Annotated in this window: 14 protein-coding genes and 1 pseudogene; 10 read left to right on the top strand and 5 right to left on the bottom strand. The window is 54.2% G+C overall.

Annotated elements, in window-relative coordinates:
* Positions 1–259: 259 nt before the first annotated feature.
* Both OGY37_RS09300 and OGY37_RS09295 read right to left on the bottom strand, forming a co-directional pair.
* On the bottom strand, positions 260–1,264 hold the full coding sequence (locus OGY37_RS09300; RefSeq protein ID WP_000427614.1) for an IS110-like element IS5075 family transposase: 1,005 nt from the start codon (positions 1,262–1,264) through the stop codon (positions 260–262).
* 78 nt (positions 1,265–1,342) lie between these two features.
* Complete coding sequence (locus tag OGY37_RS09295; protein WP_003100881.1) at positions 1,343–4,309, bottom strand: Tn3-like element ISPa38 family transposase; 2,967 nt, start codon at positions 4,307–4,309, stop codon at positions 1,343–1,345.
* A gap of 98 nt (positions 4,310–4,407) precedes the next feature.
* On the opposite strand from OGY37_RS09295, the gene OGY37_RS09290 reads away from it, so the two are divergent.
* From OGY37_RS09290 to OGY37_RS09275, 4 genes are all read left to right on the top strand, one after another.
* Positions 4,408–4,674, top strand: a complete 267-nt coding sequence (locus OGY37_RS09290) for a nucleotidyltransferase family protein (protein ID WP_016487057.1) — start codon at positions 4,408–4,410, stop codon at positions 4,672–4,674.
* A complete protein-coding gene (locus OGY37_RS09285; protein ID WP_001293886.1) occupies positions 4,671–5,072 on the top strand; it encodes a HepT-like ribonuclease domain-containing protein in 402 nt (133 codons plus the stop codon). The genes OGY37_RS09290 and OGY37_RS09285 overlap by 4 nt, the downstream gene beginning before the upstream one ends.
* Positions 5,062–5,418: a cupin domain-containing protein gene (locus OGY37_RS09280; RefSeq protein ID WP_000215515.1), complete on the top strand. Its 357-nt coding sequence runs from the start codon at positions 5,062–5,064 to the stop codon at positions 5,416–5,418. The genes OGY37_RS09285 and OGY37_RS09280 overlap by 11 nt, the downstream gene beginning before the upstream one ends.
* Positions 5,419–5,672: 254 nt before the next feature.
* Entirely contained in the window at positions 5,673–5,987 is a 315-nt protein-coding gene (locus tag OGY37_RS09275; protein WP_000091613.1) for a hypothetical protein, read from the top strand.
* 426 nt (positions 5,988–6,413) lie between these two features.
* Here the strand turns inward: OGY37_RS09275 and nhaA are convergent, their stop codons facing one another.
* Positions 6,414–7,595 carry a Na+/H+ antiporter NhaA gene (gene nhaA, locus OGY37_RS09270; RefSeq protein ID WP_004194048.1) on the bottom strand — a complete coding sequence of 394 codons (1,182 nt, stop codon included), beginning with the start codon at positions 7,593–7,595 and terminating at the stop codon, positions 6,414–6,416.
* 659 nt (positions 7,596–8,254) lie between these two features.
* Entirely contained in the window at positions 8,255–8,860 is a 606-nt protein-coding gene (locus OGY37_RS09265; protein ID WP_000509966.1) for a recombinase family protein, read from the bottom strand.
* A 136-nt stretch (positions 8,861–8,996) separates the two neighbouring features.
* On the opposite strand from OGY37_RS09265, the gene OGY37_RS09260 reads away from it, so the two are divergent.
* The gene (locus OGY37_RS09260) at positions 8,997–11,852 is read left to right on the top strand and encodes a Tn3-like element Tn5403 family transposase (protein ID WP_234115392.1); all 2,856 of its coding nucleotides are present in this window, start codon (positions 8,997–8,999) and stop codon (positions 11,850–11,852) included.
* Between the two features lie 35 nt (positions 11,853–11,887).
* On the opposite strand, the pseudogene OGY37_RS09255 reads toward OGY37_RS09260, so the two are convergent.
* Positions 11,888–12,412 (bottom strand): annotated as a pseudogene (locus OGY37_RS09255) (group II intron reverse transcriptase/maturase); the annotation flags it as partial.
* A gap of 405 nt (positions 12,413–12,817) precedes the next feature.
* Here OGY37_RS09255 and umuD point away from each other — a divergent pair.
* The 5 genes from umuD (at position 12,818) to OGY37_RS09230 (ending at position 18,315) form a co-directional block, all read left to right on the top strand.
* Positions 12,818–13,249 carry a translesion error-prone DNA polymerase V autoproteolytic subunit gene (umuD, locus tag OGY37_RS09250; protein WP_004197746.1) on the top strand — a complete coding sequence of 144 codons (432 nt, stop codon included), beginning with the start codon at positions 12,818–12,820 and terminating at the stop codon, positions 13,247–13,249.
* Positions 13,249–14,520: a Y-family DNA polymerase gene (locus OGY37_RS09245; protein WP_004197744.1), complete on the top strand. Its 1,272-nt coding sequence runs from the start codon at positions 13,249–13,251 to the stop codon at positions 14,518–14,520. Before umuD ends, OGY37_RS09245 begins: the two co-directional genes overlap by 1 nt.
* A 400-nt stretch (positions 14,521–14,920) precedes the next feature.
* Positions 14,921–15,817: a RepB family plasmid replication initiator protein gene (locus OGY37_RS09240; RefSeq protein WP_004197749.1), complete on the top strand. Its 897-nt coding sequence runs from the start codon at positions 14,921–14,923 to the stop codon at positions 15,815–15,817.
* Between the two features lie 321 nt (positions 15,818–16,138).
* Entirely contained in the window at positions 16,139–17,344 is a 1,206-nt protein-coding gene (locus OGY37_RS09235) for an AAA family ATPase (protein WP_004152349.1), read from the top strand.
* On the top strand, positions 17,341–18,315 hold the full coding sequence (locus OGY37_RS09230) for a ParB family protein (protein WP_004197750.1): 975 nt from the start codon (positions 17,341–17,343) through the stop codon (positions 18,313–18,315). The genes OGY37_RS09235 and OGY37_RS09230 overlap by 4 nt, the downstream gene beginning before the upstream one ends.
* Positions 18,316–18,855: the final 540 nt, after the last annotated feature.

The following is an 18,855-nucleotide window of genomic DNA, read 5'->3' as shown; positions in this document are numbered from 1 at the left end:
GGAATCTATGGTCACTCCCGTTTTTGCAACACCGATTTTGACGACAAGTTGGCTTGCTTGAATCTATCCGGCGTCTGAATGGGATTTTATTCCCGCGCCTCGATGAGTTCCGCGCCTGATGAACCTCCAGAAAATATACGGCTTCAATGAGCCTTTCCGTTTTACAGGTTCCTCAACAGGCCGGTGGGCCGTTAGTATCATCAATATCAGTATTCGCAAAACCAGATGAATGATTGTTTAAACTGGTGTATTTCTGCCTTTATGCTTCGTAAGTTTGCTGTCGCGCCGTCAGTGCCCAGGCTATTCTGGCCAGCTTGTTTGCCAGAGCACAGGTGACGACAAAGTTGCTTTTCCGACACAACAACTCCCTGACCCAGTCGGCCAACTTGCCAGACTGGTGTTCCAGTTTTTGTATGAATACCCTGGCACACTGAACCAACAAAGTTCGGATCTTTTTGTTGCCCCGCTTGCTAATCCCTAACAATGTCGTCCGACCTCCCGTGCTGTACTGTCGGGGTACCAGCCCTGTTGCCGCCGCAAAGTCACGGCTGCTGGCGTACTGCTTCCCGTCGCCAATCTCAGTTGAAATAGTACTGGCAGTCAGCGTTCCAACGCAGGGAATACTCAGCAAGCGCTGTCCAACCTCATCTTCGTCCAACTTTCGTTTCAACTGAGATTCCAGATCTTTAATCTGCTCAACAAGATAGTGATAATGCTGTTGTAATTTCAGCAGTAACTGGCTGAGATAAAGAGGCAAACTACTGTCCTCAAGAAGGGTACTCAGTCGACTAATAACGGCAGCACCTCGCGGAACGCTGATACCAAATTCCAGCAGAAAAGCATGCATCTGATTAGTTGTTTTCACCTTATCCTGAACCAGGGATTCACGGACACGATGCAGAGCTCGCATTGCCTGCTGAGATTCGGTTCTGGGCTGCACGAAACGCATAGATGGACGTGATGCTGCTTCACAGATAGCTTCAGCATCAACGAAGTCATTTTTGTTGCTTTTAACGAATGGGCGGACAAATTGCGGTGATATCAGCTTTGGAAAATGCCCTAACTCTGCCAGCTTGCGTGCCATAAAGTGAGAACCGCCACAGGCTTCCATCGCGATGGTTGTTGCCGGGCATGTCGCCAGAAATTCGATTAGCTTTGGTCGGGTGAATTTTTTACGGTAAACGGCCTTCCCACGATGATCCTGACAATGAATATGGAAAGAGTTCTTACCCAGATCGATACCAATAAGCGCAATGTTTTCCATGATGGTTCTCCGAATGAAAGCCTGTCCTCAGCATAGTACCGGGAAGGAGGGAGTGACCATCTCATTAAATAAAGCACGCTAAGCCGGTTGCAGCGGCCGTAGCGGCCTGAACTTGCCCGCGCCGATCTTGGCGCTGCTGCGCCAGAGGTAATCGCCGGTCAGGTTGATGTGCTCCCAGCCGAGCGGCGACAGGTACTGCAACAGGCCGTCATCGACGGCTTGACCGTGGCCACGCAAGGCGTTCGCGGCCCGCTCCAGATAGACCGTGTTCCATAGCACGATGGCCGCCGTCACCAGGTTGAGGCCGCTGGCCCGGTAGCGCTGCTGCTCGAAGCTGCGGTCGCGGATTTCCCCCAGGCGGTTGAAGAACACGGCGCGGGCCAGCGCGTTGCGCGCCTCGCCTTTGTTCAGCCCGGCATGCACGCGGCGGCGCAGCTCGACGCTTTGCAGCCAGTCCAGGATGAACAGTGTGCGCTCGATGCGTCCCAGCTCACGCAGGGCGACGGCCAGGCCGTTCTGGCGCGGGTAGCTGCCAAGCTTCCTGAGCATCAGCGAGGCCGTCGCCGTGCCCTGCTTGATCGAGGTGGCCATCCGCAGGATTTCATCCCAATGGGCGCGGACGTGCTTGATGTTGAGCGTGCCGCCGATCATCGGTTTCAACGCCTCGTAGGTGGCATCGCCCTTCGGGATGTAGAGCTTGGTGTCGCCCAGGTCACGAATGCGCGGGGCGAAGCGGAAGCCCAGCAGGTGCATCAACGCGAAGACGTGGTCCGTGAACCCTGCCGTGTCGGTGTAGTGCTCCTCGATCCGCAGGTCGGATTCGTGATACAGCAGGCCGTCGAGCACGTAGGTCGAGTCGCGCACGCCGACGTTCACGACCTTGGTGTGGAACGGCGCGTACTGGTCGGAGATATGGGTGTAGAACGTCCGCCCTGGGCTGCTGCCGTATTTCGGATTGATGTGGCCGGTGCTCTCGGCCTTGCTGCCGGTGCGGAAGTTCTGGCCGTCCGACGATGACGTGGTGCCGTCGCCCCAATGCTCGGCGAAGGGATGTCGGAACTGCGCGTTGACCAGCTCGGCCAGTGCCGCCCCGTAGGTTTCGTCGCGGATGTGCCAGGCTTGCAGCCAGGCCAGCTTGGCGTAGGTCGTGCCGGGGCACGATTCCGCCATCTTGGTCAGGCCCAGGTTGATCGCGTCGGCGAGGATCGTGGTCAGCAACAGGTTTTTGTCCTTGGCCAGGTCGCCTGACTTCAGGTGGGCGAAGTGCCGGGTGAAGCCCGTCCATTCGTCTACCTCCAGCAGCAATTCGGTGATCTTGACGTGCGGTAGGATCATCGCCGTCTGGTCGATCAGGGCCTGTGCGGTATCGGGCACCGCCGCATCGAGCGGCGTGATCTTCAGGCCCGACTCCGTGATGATGGCGTCCGGCAGCTCGTTGGCCAGCGCCATGCGGTTGACGGTGGCGAGCTGCGTTTCCAGCAGCGTCAGCCGGTCATGCAGGTACTGGTCGCAATCGGTGGCCACGGCCAGCGGCAATTCGCTGGCCTGCTTGAGGCTGGCGAATTTCGCGGGCGGCACCAGGTAGTCCTCGAAGTCCTTGAACTGGCGCGAGCCTTGCACCCAGATGTCGCCGGAGCGCAGCGCGTTCTTCAGCTCCGACAGCGCGCACAGTTCGTAGTAGCGCCGGTCGATGCCGGTGTCGGTCATCACCAGCTTCTGCCAGCGCGGCTTGATGAACTCGGTCGGCGCGTCGGTGGGCACCTTGCGGGCGTTGTCGCTGTTCATGCTGCGCAGCACCTCGATGGCGTCGAGTACGTCCTTGGCGGCGGGCGCGGCCCGCAACTTGAGCACGTCGAGAAATTCCGGCGCGTAGCGGCGCAGCGTGGCGTAGCTCTCGCCGATGCGGTGCAGGAAATCGAAGTCCTCGGGTTGCGCGAGCCGCTGCGCTTCGGTGACGCTCTCGGCGAAAGCATCCCAGGACATGACGGCCTCGATGGCGGCGAACGGATCGCGGCCCGCTTGCTTGGCCTCGATCAGCGCCTGGCCGATGCGCCCGAACAGCCGCACCTTGGCATTGATCGCCTTGCCGGATGCCTGGAACTGCTGCTGATGCTTGTTCTTGGCGGCATTGAACAGCTTGCCCAGGATGCGGTCATGCAGGTCGATGATTTCGTCGGTGACGGTGGCCATGCCCTCGATGGCGAGCGCCACCAGGGTCGCGTAACGCCGCTGCGGCTCGAACTTCGCCAGGTCGGCGGGCGTCATCTGGCCGCCCTCGCGGGCGATCTTGAGCAGCCGGTTCTGGTGAACCAGCCGCTCGATGCCGGAGGGCAGGTCGAGCGCCTGCCACGCCTTGAGGCGTTCGATGTGTTCCAGCATGTGCCGCGAGTTCGGTTTGACCGGGGATTGCCGCAGCCAGGCCAGCCACGTCGTCTTGCCGTTGTCGCGGCGCTTGAGCAGATCGTCGAGGCGACGGCGATGCACGTCCGTCAGCGGCTCAGCCAAGGCGTCGTAGAGACGCCGGTTGGCGCGGGTAATCGCTTCGGCGCTCGCCCGCTCGACGGCGTTGAGGGCGGGCACAATGACCGACTGCCGCCGCAGGTGCTCGATCAAGGCTCTGGCCAGCACGATGCCCTTGTCGGTTTGCATGGCCAGCTCGGTCAGCAACTGGACAGCCTGCCGGTAGTGGCCAATCGTGAACGGCTGGAAGCCGAACACCGTTTGCAGCTCGACCAGGTGCTCGCGTCGGGTCTGCTCACGCTGCCCGTACTCGTCCCAGCTTTCGATGCCGACCTTGAGCTGGTTGGCGACCAGTCTCAGCAATGGCGGGAACGGTGGCTCATCAGCGCCAAGGATGACGCCGGGAAAGCGCAGGTAGCAGAGCTGCACCGCGAAGCCCAGCCGATTGGCCGGGCCGCGCCGCTGCCGGATGATGGAGAGGTCGCTTTCGCTGAACGTGTAGTGACGGATCAACTCATCCTTGGTGTCCGGCAACGCCAGCAGGCTTTCGCGCTCGGCGGCGGAGAGGATCGAACGGCGGGGCATGCGGTTTCCTTCTTCTTGAAATTCTATTCTTGATTGCATATCATCTCAACGAGTTTCGATAAGAAAGGATGCGCATGCGACCGTCTGTTGTGCTTGACATGAAGCGAAGCGCAGTGCGTGAAGCGGTAGGCCGCTTTCGCGCCGCGAACCCGCGCGTCTTCGGCTCGGTGCTGCATGGCACCGACCGGGATGGCAGCGACCTCGACCTGTTGGTCGATGCGCTGCCCGGTGCCACGTTGTTGGACTTGGGCGATTTGGAAGAAGAACTGAAATCGCTGCTCGGCGTTGACGTCGATCTGCTGACTCCCGGCGACCTGCCGCCGAAGTTCCGGGCCAAGGTGCTCGCGGAGGCGCAACCGATATGAGCGAGAACCGCCTGCCCGATTACCTCGACCACATTCAGCAGGCCGCAACCGATGCGCGCAGCTTCGTGGAAGGGATGGCCAAGGACGACTTCTTGGCCGACAAGCGCACCCAGCAGGCCGTCATCATGAGCCTGATCGTCATCGGCGAGGCGGCCACAAAGGTGATGGATGGCTACGTCGAGTTCACCCAGGCGCATGCCGACGTGCCGTGGCGCAGCATGCGCAATATGCGTAATCGCATGGCTCACGGCTATTTCGACATCAACCTCGATGTGGTGTGGGAGACGGTACAGGAATGGCTGCCGGCGTTGCTCCAGCAATTGCCCGCCGTGCGTCAGGATGCCGACGATGAAGACCGTAACGACAACTGTGAAAGAGGGATCTCCGATGACTGTTGAATCGAGAATATTTTCTGTAGCCGAGTATGTTCAGCCGTCCGAAGGCGAGCCTATTCGTTCCGTTGTGCTTGAAACCCGAGACTCAATTATCGTGGTTTGGCATGTCCATCCCGGGCAGGAAATTGCGGCTCACATTCATCCTCACGGCCAAGACACGTGGACTGTTTTGTCGGGAATGGCTGATTACTTTCAGGGCAATGGGATTGTTCGTGCCCTCAGGGAAGGTGAGATAGCCGTGGCAAGACCGGGCCAAGTGCACGGGGCGCGAAATACAGGTACCGAGCCATTTGTGTTAGTCTCGGTTGTGGCATCAGCCAATGCCGGTTTCGTATTGGCTGAGCGATAGAGCCCAATCTCTGGAGTTGGTCCAATGAGCGGTCGGGGAGATAGGTAACAGACATGCAGCGGACACGGCTGCTAAACCAGGTCGCAAACCTCCTTGCGTCGCAGCGTGCCGCAAGCGACGCGATCAATCGAATGGGGTCGGCATGAGACTGAACACCATCCAGTTCCCGACCGCGTAGCCGCCTGTCCTGCCGATCAGGTCTTGACCATCGACGCCTGGGATCAGTCCTGAATGTTCTTGGAGACCACTACGTTATGAGCCGCAGCCGCCGCAAAACACCCATCGTCGGGCACACGACCTGCGGCAGCGAGCGCGAGGACAAGAAGCTCTGGCATCAGCGCTGGCGCACCCGTGAGCGCACGGCGCTGACCAGCGCGTCGCCCGAAGCCCTGAGCGCCCATCTGCCCCTGCTGGAAAACCAGGCCAGCAGCGTCTGGTCGATGGGCAAGGATGGCCGCTCCTACTGGCCCGTCAAGCGCCAGGCCGCCACGGCGGATCGCATCGCCAATCACAAGGGACGCAACCCGCAAGAACGCGCCTCCCTGAAAAAGCGCCTGCTTACACTGTGATTCCTTCAAAATATCTCAACGAAATTTCCCGACACCTGTTTAAGCTATCTTGCTGATATTTCTGTTTTTCGATTTTTGCCGGCGCGATGCCGGCGACGTTGGCCAGCTGCCCCGGGCGCGATACTGAGATCAGTTTCTTTGAACAAAAAAACCGCCTTTTGGCGGTCAGTATTCAGTAGCGGGGTTAGAGGGCCAGTCGTGTAAAAAACCACGTTAGCCGACTATTTATTTGAATAACATAATATTTTAACTGATATGCCAGCGTTCATCCTGACTTATCTGAACAGGGCTCCGCCTGTAAAATGTGAAAGATAGAAAGGTAATTATTTATAATAAAATTAAATAATTTCAATTTTCTCTTCAGAATATACACTGACAGTGTGAAAAAACCCCCGTTATCACGGGGATTTTCCTGTAGATAATACGTTACCTGACTTGCTTAGAAGGCGCAAAGCGCAGTATCAAAATACCGGCCAGAGCGGCCAGTATGGACCCTGCCAGAACCCCCACCTTGACCTCATCAACGAGCAGAGGGCTGCCTGTAAAGGCCAGATTGCCGATAAACAGGCTCATGGTAAAACCAATCCCACACAGTACCGAGACACCATAAACCTGTAACCAGGTACTTTTCTCTGGTCGTTTCGCCAGGCCCAGGCTGACGGCCAGTAGCGACAGGCCAAAGATACCTGCCTGTTTACCCAAAAACAGGCCCAGCGCCACGCCTACCGGAACCGGCGACAACAGGTCATTCATCGTCATGCCCGACAACGCGACGCCCGCATTGGCGAAGCCAAACAGCGGCAGTATCATAAACGTGACCCAGGGGTTGATGGCATGCTCAAGCCTGTCCAGAGGCACTTCATCAGCCGCATTCCTGGTTCGCAGCGGGATAAAGAACGCCAGCAGGATACCCGCGACGGTGGCATGCACGCCTGACTGAAGCATGAAAAACCACAGTACTCCCCCCGTCAGCAGATAGGGCAGCAGGCGCGTCACGCCGGCACGGTTCAGGCTAAACAGCAGAGCAACCATTGCCGCTGCACCACCCAGCATCAGAAGCGAAATGTTGCTGGTATAGAAGAGCGCGATGATAGCCACCGCCCCCATGTCATCCAGAATAGCCAGCGCCGACAGGAAAATTTTTAGCGAGACTGGCACACGACTGCCCAGTAAGGCGAGTACACCGAGCGCAAAAGCAATATCCGTGGCCGCCGGGATGGCCCAGCCGGAAAGGGTTTCGTCATGACCGGCATTAAACCCCACGTAAATCAGGGCAGGTACGGCCAGACCACCCAGTGCGGCAAAGCCCGGCAACGCACGCTGGCTCCAGGTGGCTAACTGGCCGGTGACAAGCTCACGCTTGATTTCCAGCCCGACCATCATAAAGAATACGGCCATCAGGGCATCGTTTATCCAGTGCTCAACGGACAGGCCTGCTGTTTTGTATTTCAGGAGTGTTTCATAACCTTCCCTGAGGGGCGAATTGGCCACGATGATAGCGGCTGCCGAAGCAATAATAAGCACAATACCGCCCGCTACAGGTGAACTGAAAAAATTAGAAACGGGCTTGATAACTTTTCTGGTTAATCCGATTGGGTTTTCTGTCACTTAATCTCCCCCTGAGATGTTGACTTACGAATTGTGAATCAGGCAACCCAGAGACTGTGCACTCCAAAAATGCAATGCACAGCCTGATTGACTGATGTAAGAAATTTAGATAATTAAATTAATAAGTTAAATTCGGTCGGTCTGTGGTTACATTTTATCATGCACCGTCAGGTAAATGGCCGCCTTCAGGTAAATTATCGTAAAGCGAAGCCTTGGCGGGGCTAGGGTGCGTTTCCATTCTGAGAAATTTGCTCAGTCTGTTTCCAGAACATGGCTGAAATTTACTATCCGCCGCGTGTCAGTAAATAGTATCTGTCAGTAAGAGCTGGCAACGTAAACTGACACGGGTAGTGATGGAAAATGATTACACAGGACACCGTTTGCAGACAGATGCTGCTCTGAGCCGCATTATCCTGAAAAGCCTGAACAGCAGCTGATGGATAATTATCCGTCCATGCCGGTGACGAATGGCTGTCAGAAAAGACATACCACAGGTCAAAATGGCGCATTTCGTTAACACTGAGGCCAGAAGTTTTGGGCTGGATATATTTATTGCTTGCCGGATGCTGTGAGATCTTTTACGCGGCGGCCATTCCGCGGACCGACGGGTTCACCCGGTTATGGCCGGGGTCGGTTCCGGCTGAGGGCGAAATGACACCCTAAGCGTTAGCTCTGTGTCGTTGCACGATGTCAGCGACGGTATTCTTGCTGATACCGAGCTCGCGTGCGATCCAGCGATAGCTGCGTCCCTCGGCCCTCATCGCAACCACCTTAGGCAAAAGTCGGTCTGATTTTGGTCGCACTCCGGCCTGACGACCAAGCCTCTTACCACGTGCCTTCGCAACAGCAAGGCCTGACTTGACCCGCTCGCTGATGAGATCCCGCTCAAACTCCGCAATGCCGGAAAGAAACGTCGCCAGCATTCGTCCATACGGCGACGAAAGATCGAACGCCATTCCATTCATGGCTATCACGGAAACCTTCCAGTTCTCCAGTTCACGTAGCGTATTGAGCAGATCGAGCGTCGAGCGCCCCCACCGGGAAAGCTCAGTGACCAGGATTGCATCAATTTGTCTGGACTGGGCAAGCGCCAGGACTTTCTTTCGCTCGGCCCGGTCGAGTTTAGTTCCTGAACCTGTTTCCTTAAATATTCCCACCACGTCGTAGCCGGCACGGCCGGCGAAGGCTCGCAGATCAAATTCCTGGCGTTCACAAGACTGATCCGCTGTTGAAACCCGGCAGTAAATGGCGGCACGATGTCCCAATTGAACCCTCCTGGATTTTTGTATCGGAACGCCCTGATTTATATGGGCTGGCTGTTGTCCAAAACAGACTATACTTCAAAAGGGACGAATTTGTATGTCACGACGCCATATTTTCACCGAACGGCAGTGAGCAGCGCTGTTCGATCTGCCCACGGACGAACTGTCGCTACTGAAGTTCTACACTCTGGGCGATGATGACCTGGAAAACATTAGGCAGCGCCGCAGACCGGAAAACAGGATTGGCTTTGCCCTGCAACTTTGTGCCTTACGATATCCGGGCCGTGCACTGGCTCCTGGTGAGATGATCCCGCGTGAAGTCCTTTCCTTCGTCGGTGCTCAGCTTGGAGTTCCGGCTGATGCGCTTCTCACTTATGCCACACGGCGCCAAACCCGTCAGCAGCACATGGACACGCTGCGCGAAATTTACGGCTACAAGACCTTCACGGGCCGTGGTGCCCGTGATCTGCGGGAGTGGACTTTCGGCCAGGCCGAAGATGCCAGATCAAACGAGGATCTTGCTCATCGTTTTATTGTGCGGTGTCGGGAAACTTCCACCATTCTGCCCGCAGTATCGACAATCGAGCGCTTGTGCGCGGATGCTCTGGTCGCCGCTGAGCGGCGGATTGAAACGCGGATTGCGGAAAATTTAACAGCGGATGTTCGCGATCACCTGGACAAACTTCTGAGTGAAATGCTCGCCGGCAATATCAGTCGTTTCATCTGGCTTCGCAACTTCGAGGTTGGTAACAACTCGGCTGCTGCTAACCGTTTGCTCGACAGGCTCGAATTTCTGCGTACCCTGAATATCAATCATAGTGCTTTGGCCAGCATACCTGCCCATCGCATTGCCCGGCTGCGTCGGCAGGGTGAACGCTACTTCACCGACGGTTTGCGTGACATCACTTCGGACCGCCGCTGGGCGATCCTTGCCGTCTGTGTTGTGGAGTGGGAAGCGGCGATTGCTGATGCCATAGTCGAAACCCATGACAGGATCGTAGGAAAAACCTGGCGGGAAGCGAAGCGCCAGCATGACGAAACAATTTCCGGCTCTAAAGCCACACTCACGGATACGATCCGCACCTTCACCGCGCTGGGAGCTTCGTTGCTTGAGGCCCGCAGTGACGGAACCCCGCTGGAGATGGCTGTCGCCAGTTCGGTTGCATGGGACCGGCTCGCTCAACTGGTAGCGACAGGGACTCAACTCAGCAACACGCTAGCCGATGAGCCTCTTGCATATGTCGGGCAGGGATACCATCGCTTTCGTCGTTATGCGCCCCGCATGTTGCGCTGTCTGAAGCTCGAAGCCGCGCCGGTCGCCGGACCATTGGTAGCAGCAGCTTTGTCGATCGGAGAGATGAAAGGTGTTGCATCGCCAGAAAGGCGTTTCCTGCGGCCCAGCTCCAAATGGAACCGTCATTTACGAGCTCAGGAAAAAGGAGATACCCGTCTTTGGGAAGTGGCGGTACTCTTTCACCTCCGGGATGCTTTTCGTTCCGGAGATGTCTGGCTCGCTCATTCGCGCCGCTATGGTGACCTCAAGCAGGTACTGGTGCCGATGATCGCGGCGCAGGAAAATGCAAAACTGGCCGTGCCTTCCAACCCACAGGATTGGCTGGCAGACAGAAAGGCGCGACTCACGATCGCTCTTAAGCGGCTGGCCCGGGCTGCCCGTAACGGCACTATTCCGCACGGTAGCATAGAAGATGGAACGTTGCGGATCGACAGGTTGACAGCAGACGTGCCGGATGGTGCCGAGGCACTCATACTGGATCTGTATCGCCGAATGCCGTCCGTTCGGATTACCGACATGCTGCTTGAAGTTGATGCAGCCCTTGGTTTCACAGATGCGTTTACCCATCTGAGAACCGGGGCTCCATGTCGCGACCGGATCGGTCTGCTCAACGTCCTGCTCGCTGAAGGGCTCAATCTGGGCCTGCGTAAGATGGCGGAAGCTACAAACACGCATGATTACTGGCAGCTCTCACGCCTTGCCCGCTGGCATGTTGAAAGCGAAGCCATGAACCAGGCATTGGCAATTGTGGTGGCCGCGCAGGGTAAACTGCCGATGTCACGCGTCTGGGGGATGGGCACGTCAGCATCGAGCGATGGTCAGTTTTTCCCGACAGCGCGGCATGGCGAAGCCATGAACATGGTCAATGCCAAATATGGTTCTGTTCCCGGCCTCAAAGCGTATACTCACGTAAGCGACCAGTTCGCGCCATTCGCTTGTCAGTCGATCCCGGCGACCGTGAGCGAGGCACCGTATATTCTCGATGGACTACTGATGAACGAGGTCGGTCGCCATGTTCGCGAACAGTATGCCGATACAGCAGGATTCACCGACCATTTGTTCGGAGCCAGTAGCCTGCTCGGCTACAATCTCGTTCTGCGAATCAGGGATCTGCCATCGAAGCGGTTGTACGTATTTAATCCCGATACGACCCCCAGGGAGTTACGCAAGTTGGTAGGTGGAAAAGCCCGGGAGGATCTTATCGTTGCGAACTGGCCTGATATTTTCCGTTGTGCCGCGACGATGACCGCTGGCAAAATCAGGCCCAGCCAACTCCTGCGCAAGCTCGCTTCTTACCCACGACAAAACAACCTTGCAGTTGCGCTTCGTGAAGTTGGTCGTATTGAACGGACCCTTTTCATTATTGAGTGGATCCTGGATACGGACATGCAGCGGCGTGCTCAGATCGGTCTTAACAAGGGAGAGGCCCACCATGCGCTCAAAAATGCGCTCCGTATCGGGAGGCAGGGGGAAATTCGCGATCGCACGACAGAGGGGCAGCACTACCGAATCGCTGGGCTCAATTTATTGACTGCGGTGATCATTTACTGGAATACCGTCCATCTTGGTCATGCCGTCACGGAGCGGCGGAACGAAGGGTTGGATGTTCCCCCTGAATTTCTTCCCCACATATCCCCATTGGGCTGGGCGCACATTCTACTGACTGGCGAATATCTTTGGCCCAAGGAACCGAAAGCTTAGGGTGTCATTTCGCCCTCAGCCGGAACCGACCCCTATGAAAACCCCATAAAGTCATTTTCGTAGACTGCATTCAGGATCTTAACCAGCGCATACTGGACGATTTTGTCCTCCAGTGAGGCGATGCCGAGCGGGCGCTGTTTTCCATCCGCTTTCGGGATGTAGTGCCGCCTGCCGGGCTGAGCCCTGTAACTACCCTGATGAAGCCTCCGGTGCAGATCTGCTATGTTGACCTTCAGGTTTTCGGCGTAGTCCTTCCACCTGACACCATCAACTCCGGCAGCCGCTTTCCTGCTCAGGGAGAGGAATGCGTTCTCCAGTGCCTCTGCTGTCAGGAGGTGGAACAATGCGGTAAACCGTTCTTTCTTCCGCTGCTTCGCAGCTTCCCGCACGCGTGACAGCCTCTGTGACATACTTTCCCGGCTCTGCGTCCGGCGCATGTGTGGCTGTTCCGCGTTTCCCTTGGCCCCGCTCCTTCGCTCCACTGACTCCGCTCCTTGCGGATTGTTCGCCAGATTCGCAGCTACTATGAGCGAGTCCGACTTCTCCTCTCCGTACATCACCGGCTTCGGCTCCTCGCCTTCCCGGTGCGGGCCATCTCCGGCACTGGCAGATGGTCAGAGGGGAGATCTCCCGGTTCCCGCGTAAAGATCGTATTGACATGCCAGGGTCTCAGACCCCGCCGGGTCCATATGGCACTCGCAGTAACGCACCCTATGATGTTGCCTTCCGTAAACAGTACAACGTCGGCACCCGGGAATTTAATATACATTTCGTGGCTCAATGGCTGGCCTGTCAACACCCCTGTCAACGCTTCGCCCCATACCTCACGGTATACAACGCATGACTCGGGGACCCTGTGGATTGCTGGTCCTTCAATGGTCGGGGACTTTCACCCCTTGATCTTTACCGGTCTCCCGGCGCACACTGTATATATAACCAGTAAAATTAGAGTGTCAGGAGGAAAGATGAAGCTACAGTTTTTCAGCACCGGGAAAGAACTCCCGCCACAGGCCCATCCGTTGTTTGCAGACCTGGCCAGCTGCGGTTTTCCCAGCCCTGCAGCTGACTATGTCGAATCTGATCTGGATCTCCATGATTACTGCATACGGCATCCGAGCGCGACTTACTACCTTCGCGCCAGCGGAGACAGCATGGCCGACGGCAGCCTTTACAATGGCGATCTGCTGGTTGTGGACTGTGCCGAGAAGCCCCGGCATGGCGATATTGTTGTGGCCAGCGTGCAGGGGGAGTTTACGGTCAAACGGCTGCTGCTGACGCCACGACTGACGCTGCAGCCCATGAACGCCGCCTGGTCGCCGATTTATCCCGACCCGGACGATCTGGATATCTTTGGCGTCGTCACGCACATCATCCACCGCCCGAGGGAGATGTACTGATGTTTGCCCTGGCCGATGTGAACAGCTTTTATGCCAGCTGCGAACGTGTTTTCCGCCCGGATTTGAAAGGAAAGCCGGTTGTGGTGCTCAGCAATAACGATGGCTGCGTAATCGCGAGAAGTGCCGAGGCAAAGCCCTGGATCAAAATGGGTACGCCGTGGTTTCAGATGAAAAACGAAAGATACCCGGAAAAAATATACGCGTTCTCTAGCAACTATGAACTTTATGCATCCATGTCGGCACGCGTGATGAGCTGCCTGGAGGAACTGGCTCCGGGGGTGGAACAGTATTCGATTGACGAGATGTTCCTCGATCTGACCGGCGTGGAGCACTGCATGGACCTGGAGGACTTCGGCCGGCAGCTGCGACAGCACGTGTATGACTGTACCCGTCTGACCATTGGCGTGGGTGCCGGACCAACGAAAACCCTCGCAAAATCAGCCCAGTGGGCCTCAAAGGAGTGGAAACAGTTTCGTGGTGTGCTCGCACTCACCCGGGGGAATCCACAGCGAACGCGGAAACTGCTTTCACTGCAGCCGGTCGAAGAGATCTGGGGCGTGGGAAACCGTATTGCACGCAAGCTCAATGTTCTGGGCATTAAGACCGCGCTCGATCTGGCCCTGACGAACCCGGCCTTCATCCGGAAAAATTTCTCCGTCGTTCTCGAGCGAACAGTGCGCGAACTGAACGGGGAAAGCTGCATGTCGCTTGAGGAAGCACCGCCAACAAAGCAGCAGATAGTCTGCAGCCGCAGCTTTGGTGAGAAGGTCACTGAATACGATTCGCTGCGGCAGGCTGTCTGTCAGTACGCAGAGCGGGCCTCAGAAAAGCTGCGCAAGGAGCGCCAGTATTGCCGGCATATTTCCGTTTTCATCAAAACGTCTCCGTTCGCCGTTAAAGAGCCTTATTACGGCAACGTGGCCACGGAGAAACTGCTTACTCCCACCCAGGACACCCGGGACATCATTGCGGCCGCCACAACGGCTCTGGAGCGTATCTGGAAGGACGGGCACCGGTATGCCAAAGCCGGTGTGATGCTGAATGACTTCACCGGCTCCGGCGTTTCGCAGCTGCAGCTGTTCGACGAACGCCCTCCACGCCCTCACAGTGCTGAGCTGATGAAGGTTCTCGATGGCATTAATCATTCCGGACTGGGACAGGTCTGGTTTGCCGGACGAGGGATTGCGCCTGCGTGGCAAATGAAACGCGATATGCTCTCCCCTGCGTACACCACCCGCTGGAAAGATATCCCCATAGTGAGGATCGGCTAAATTTTGCATTTCAGAGAGAGCCAGTAGTGCTCGCCGCAGCCGAACGACAGGGCTAAGCCCGCGAGTGAGCGAGGAAGCACCAGGGAACTGTACGGACAAATTCTGCTTACGCTCGAAGTTAAATGGACAACTTATCCAGTTATCCACCGGGTAGATCCAAGTATCTGATCCAGCAAAGATCCATATAATGATCCAAACAGATCCCGGTACGTTGAAAACCGCGCCATGCATAGGCTAACAGCCATTTCATGTGTTTATAAGTCGGATATTTGTGTTTGTAAATCGGTATTCTGTGTTTACAAAGCGGATTTATGTGTTTATAAAACGGATTGCGCGTGTTTATAAATGGGATTACGCATGCTGTGTCTGTGGATGATCCTTTAACTGTGGATAAGTCCTTATGTATAAGAAAAGTGTAGATCTATCACTTGAATCGGTTCTCGTAGAAATCGATGAAAATAAGAAGCTCATGCCTTCCAGAAACGCTACTGTCCAGCCTGTAGCTTTGATGCGCTTAGGTCTGTTTCTACCTTCCTTAAAACGAAAAGGAAAGGATACAGAAAATATCAGTATTGATGCGAGTAACGAACTTCAAAGCTTAGAGTTGGCAAGAGCCGAAGGTTATACAGACATCCGTATTACCGGCCCACGACTTTCGATGGAGACTGACTTCAAGGTGTGGGTTGGCATCATTCTCGCGTTTTCGAAATATGGCTTAAACAGCAGCACCATTGAACTTCCATTCAGCGAGTTTGCTACATTATGCGGGTTTAGCTCAAAGGACAAAGATAAAGGACTCAGAACGCGCTTGGCCGACTCTCTTATTCGTCTTCGCAGCACAACTATCAAGCTTGCCTCAGAAAAGGATCGGAATGGTGTTGTATCTGGTCTGTTAAGTCGTGGTAAGTGGGACGAAAAAGACGACATCATGGAACTTACCGCCGATGAGTCTCTTTGGGAGCTTTATCAATTCGACCGTCAGGTGCTTCTGCAGATGTTTATAATCCGGCAACTTGCGAACAAAGGGACAGCACAGGCCCTATACACTTTCATTGAGAGCCTTCCTGAGCGACCAATACCACTATCGTTCGCGCGTATTAAACGTCGCCTAATGCTTACCTCACCCAATAACCAGCAGAATCGAGTGATTAACAAGGCTATAGACGAGCTTAAAGCGGTCGGTTATTTAGATGGCGATGTCGTTAAAAAGGATGGTGAATGGCACTTAATCATAACCCGTCGCACGCCTAGGCCAGACATTAAGGCTATGTCTGAAGCCTTAAAAGATGGAGAGTAAAAGCGCCTGACTGTGTTTGTAAAGCGGATATGTGCCGCAGTGACTGCGAGTGTTTGCTGTTTTCCCGGTAACACAGCATCAGCATCCGTTTTATAAACACATCTATTCCCTCTCATATTGTTTCCGCTTTGTAAACACACCTGTTTGCTCACTTCCGAACCGATTTATAAACACATGTATCAGCGTTCAGCCTTTGAGTCACTCGCTGAACGTGCAACAAAAACACCAATATCAATAATTTCTTGCACGTCATGGTATTTGTTGTACACTCCGAGTTGTACAATCAATGTCCTCTACATTGAAAACATCATGGAGAACAGAATGAAACGAGATTACGGTGGAGTAGGCTCGATAGCGCGACGAGCTGGCATATTACTTGAGTCAATGAGCCGGGACATTGAAGATCAACGCAAAGAGTTTAACCTTACAGAATACTTCCAGACCTTTACCCGGAACGCAGTAGCCAAATTACCCAAGCTAAGCCGTCGCATCGTGGAGCAGGCCATTAAAGAAATGGAAGATGCAGGCTACGATTTCAACAAGAAACGCGTCGGAAATGTTGAGCAATATGCTCTTACAGTACAGAATGTTATTGATATTTACGCCCACCGCAAGATCCCGAAGTATCGTGAAATCCATCAATCGCCTTACGTTATTTTCGTCGTTAACTTGAAAGGCGGCGTATCCAAAACCGTATCAACTGTAACGCTGGCGCACGCGTTGCGAGTGCATCAGGATTTATTGCGTCACGATCTGCGTATTCTGGTTATTGACCTTGATCCGCAGGCATCCAGCACCATGTTCCTCGATCACACGCACAGTATTGGTTCCATTCTTGAAACCGCCGCGCAAGCGATGCTAAACGATGTCGATGCTGAAACCCTGCGTAACGAAGTGATACGGCCAACCATCATTCCAGGTGTTGATGTTATTCCGGCTTCTATCGATGATGGTTTTGTAGCCAGCGCATGGAAGGAGCTGGTTAGCGAGCACCTGCCGGGCGTAAACCAGTACGAAGTGCTTCGCAAAATCATTATCGATCGTGTGGCTGATGACTACGATTTCATCCTGATTGATACAGGTCCGCACCTCGATCCATTTTTACTAAACGGTTTGGCGGCAAGTGACCTTATTCTCACCCCTACTCCGCCGGCGCAAGTCGATTTCCATTCCACGTTGAAATACCTTACCCGCTTGCCTGAAATGCTGGAAACGCTGGAAGAAGAAGGCATTGAACCGCGTCTGGCTGCCAGTATTGGTTTTATGTCGAAAATGACTGGCAAGCCCGATCACCTGGTTTCACATAGCCTTGCTCGTGAAGTCTACACAAGTAGCATACTGGACTCTTCCCTGCCACGCCTGGATGGCTTTGAACGTTGCGGAGAAACGTTTGATACGATTATTAGTGCTAACCCAGCATCTTATCCCGGTAGCAACGACGCGTTAAAAAAAGCGCGTACAGAAGCAGAGCATTTTACGAAGGCTGTGTTTGACCGTATTGAATTCCTGAGGAGCCAATCAGCGTGAAGAAAAAAATAGTAGCTCGCGGGCGAAACATTTTAGGTAGTGATAGCTCGGATTTTATCCGTAGCCTCGAAACCAAAGAAGCAGAGAAGGTATTCACCCTTAAGTCCGGTAATCAGGCCAAGTTCACCCTCTCAACCATTTTGAATGGTGATATTGAAGAGAAGACATTTGTCGATCCAGCTGTTAACGGTCGCGACCAAAGGTATGTAACCCCTGAGTCAGTGAGCGACATAACGCGAACTATCAACCTGCAGCAATTTTTCCCAGCAATCGGCCGAGTTATTGACGGTTGTATTGAAGTGTTAGATGGTTCCCGGCGCCGGGCGGCATGTATCTTCAGTGGCGCGAAATTCGAAATTCTGGTTACAGAAGATGAGATAAGTCTTGAAGATGCTCGTCAGCTTGCCAAAGACATTCAGACCGCGCGTGAGCATACGCTTCGTGAGATAGGTCAAAGATATCAATTTATGTACGCAAATGGCATGTCTAAGGATGAAATTGCGCGCGTAGAGGACGTCTCACCGGCCAGCGTTTCCCGCGCGTTTCAAGCTGCTTCTGTGCCAGCTGAAATGGTCGAGTTATTCCCGGTTATCAATGAACTCTCCCTTGCTGATTACCAGCTGCTGTTAAAAATTTCAGAGGACTTAGATAGCAAAGGTGTGCCTCTGTCTGATTTGCTCGGAAAAGTTCAGGCAGACATCAGTGCAGCAAAAGTTGAAAGCATAAGTAAGTCGCTAATTATGGACTCTTTTAAACGCCATTCGAAGCAGCTGAAGCCAGCGCCAGTGAAAACTGTACAAACTGAAAAACTACGTGAGTTTGAAGACAAAAAGCAGTTTGCCCGGAAGAAAACCGATCCGTCTAAACGCTTAGTGACCTATGAATTTGCCCGTCTTCCTGCTTCAGTTCAGGCTGAGTTAGATGAGGCCATCAGGCTGGTTATGGGCAACATGCAGTCCTTCGAAAAATAAAAAAAGTGGGAATTTAATGTGTGACTCCACTAAAAAGTTCCCACTACATTTTCAGTCCTAACTATCTAAAAAACTAGGTTTTTTGTGATTTCTTTCAGTATGAAATTCCCTGTCGCATCGCTTGAAGTTTTATAAAGCACAATGGCGTAATTTTTGGAGAAACAAAATCAATGGAACACTCGACAATTTCTGAGGCTCTAATTGGTGGTGTTGTTTGCGGCACTATCGCGGCCGGATTTATCTGGCAATTATTCAGACCTTGGAAACTTGAATGGCTCTGGTTAACCTGTTTTATCCTTACCTCAATCATTGTATTTTTCTTTGGTCCCTCTATGCCAAACCCATTCATGATGTAGAAGTACAAGGAGATGTGCCATGACCGTGAGGCTTTATTACAATGCAGCAGATAGACGAGCCCAAGCGAGCAATGAATGGCATGCTGAGTGGATAAGTAAACGTGGCGGCTTTGTTGAATAAATCAGATTTCGGGTAAGTCTCCCCCGTAGCGGGTTGTGTTTTCAGGCAATACGCACGCTTTCA

This window comes from Citrobacter sp. Cpo030 (assembly GCF_030333005.1).
Lineage (GTDB): Bacteria > Pseudomonadota > Gammaproteobacteria > Enterobacterales > Enterobacteriaceae > Citrobacter > Citrobacter portucalensis.
The sequence above is the reverse complement of the archived record's forward strand: the minus strand, read 5'-3'. Positions and strand labels throughout refer to the sequence as shown.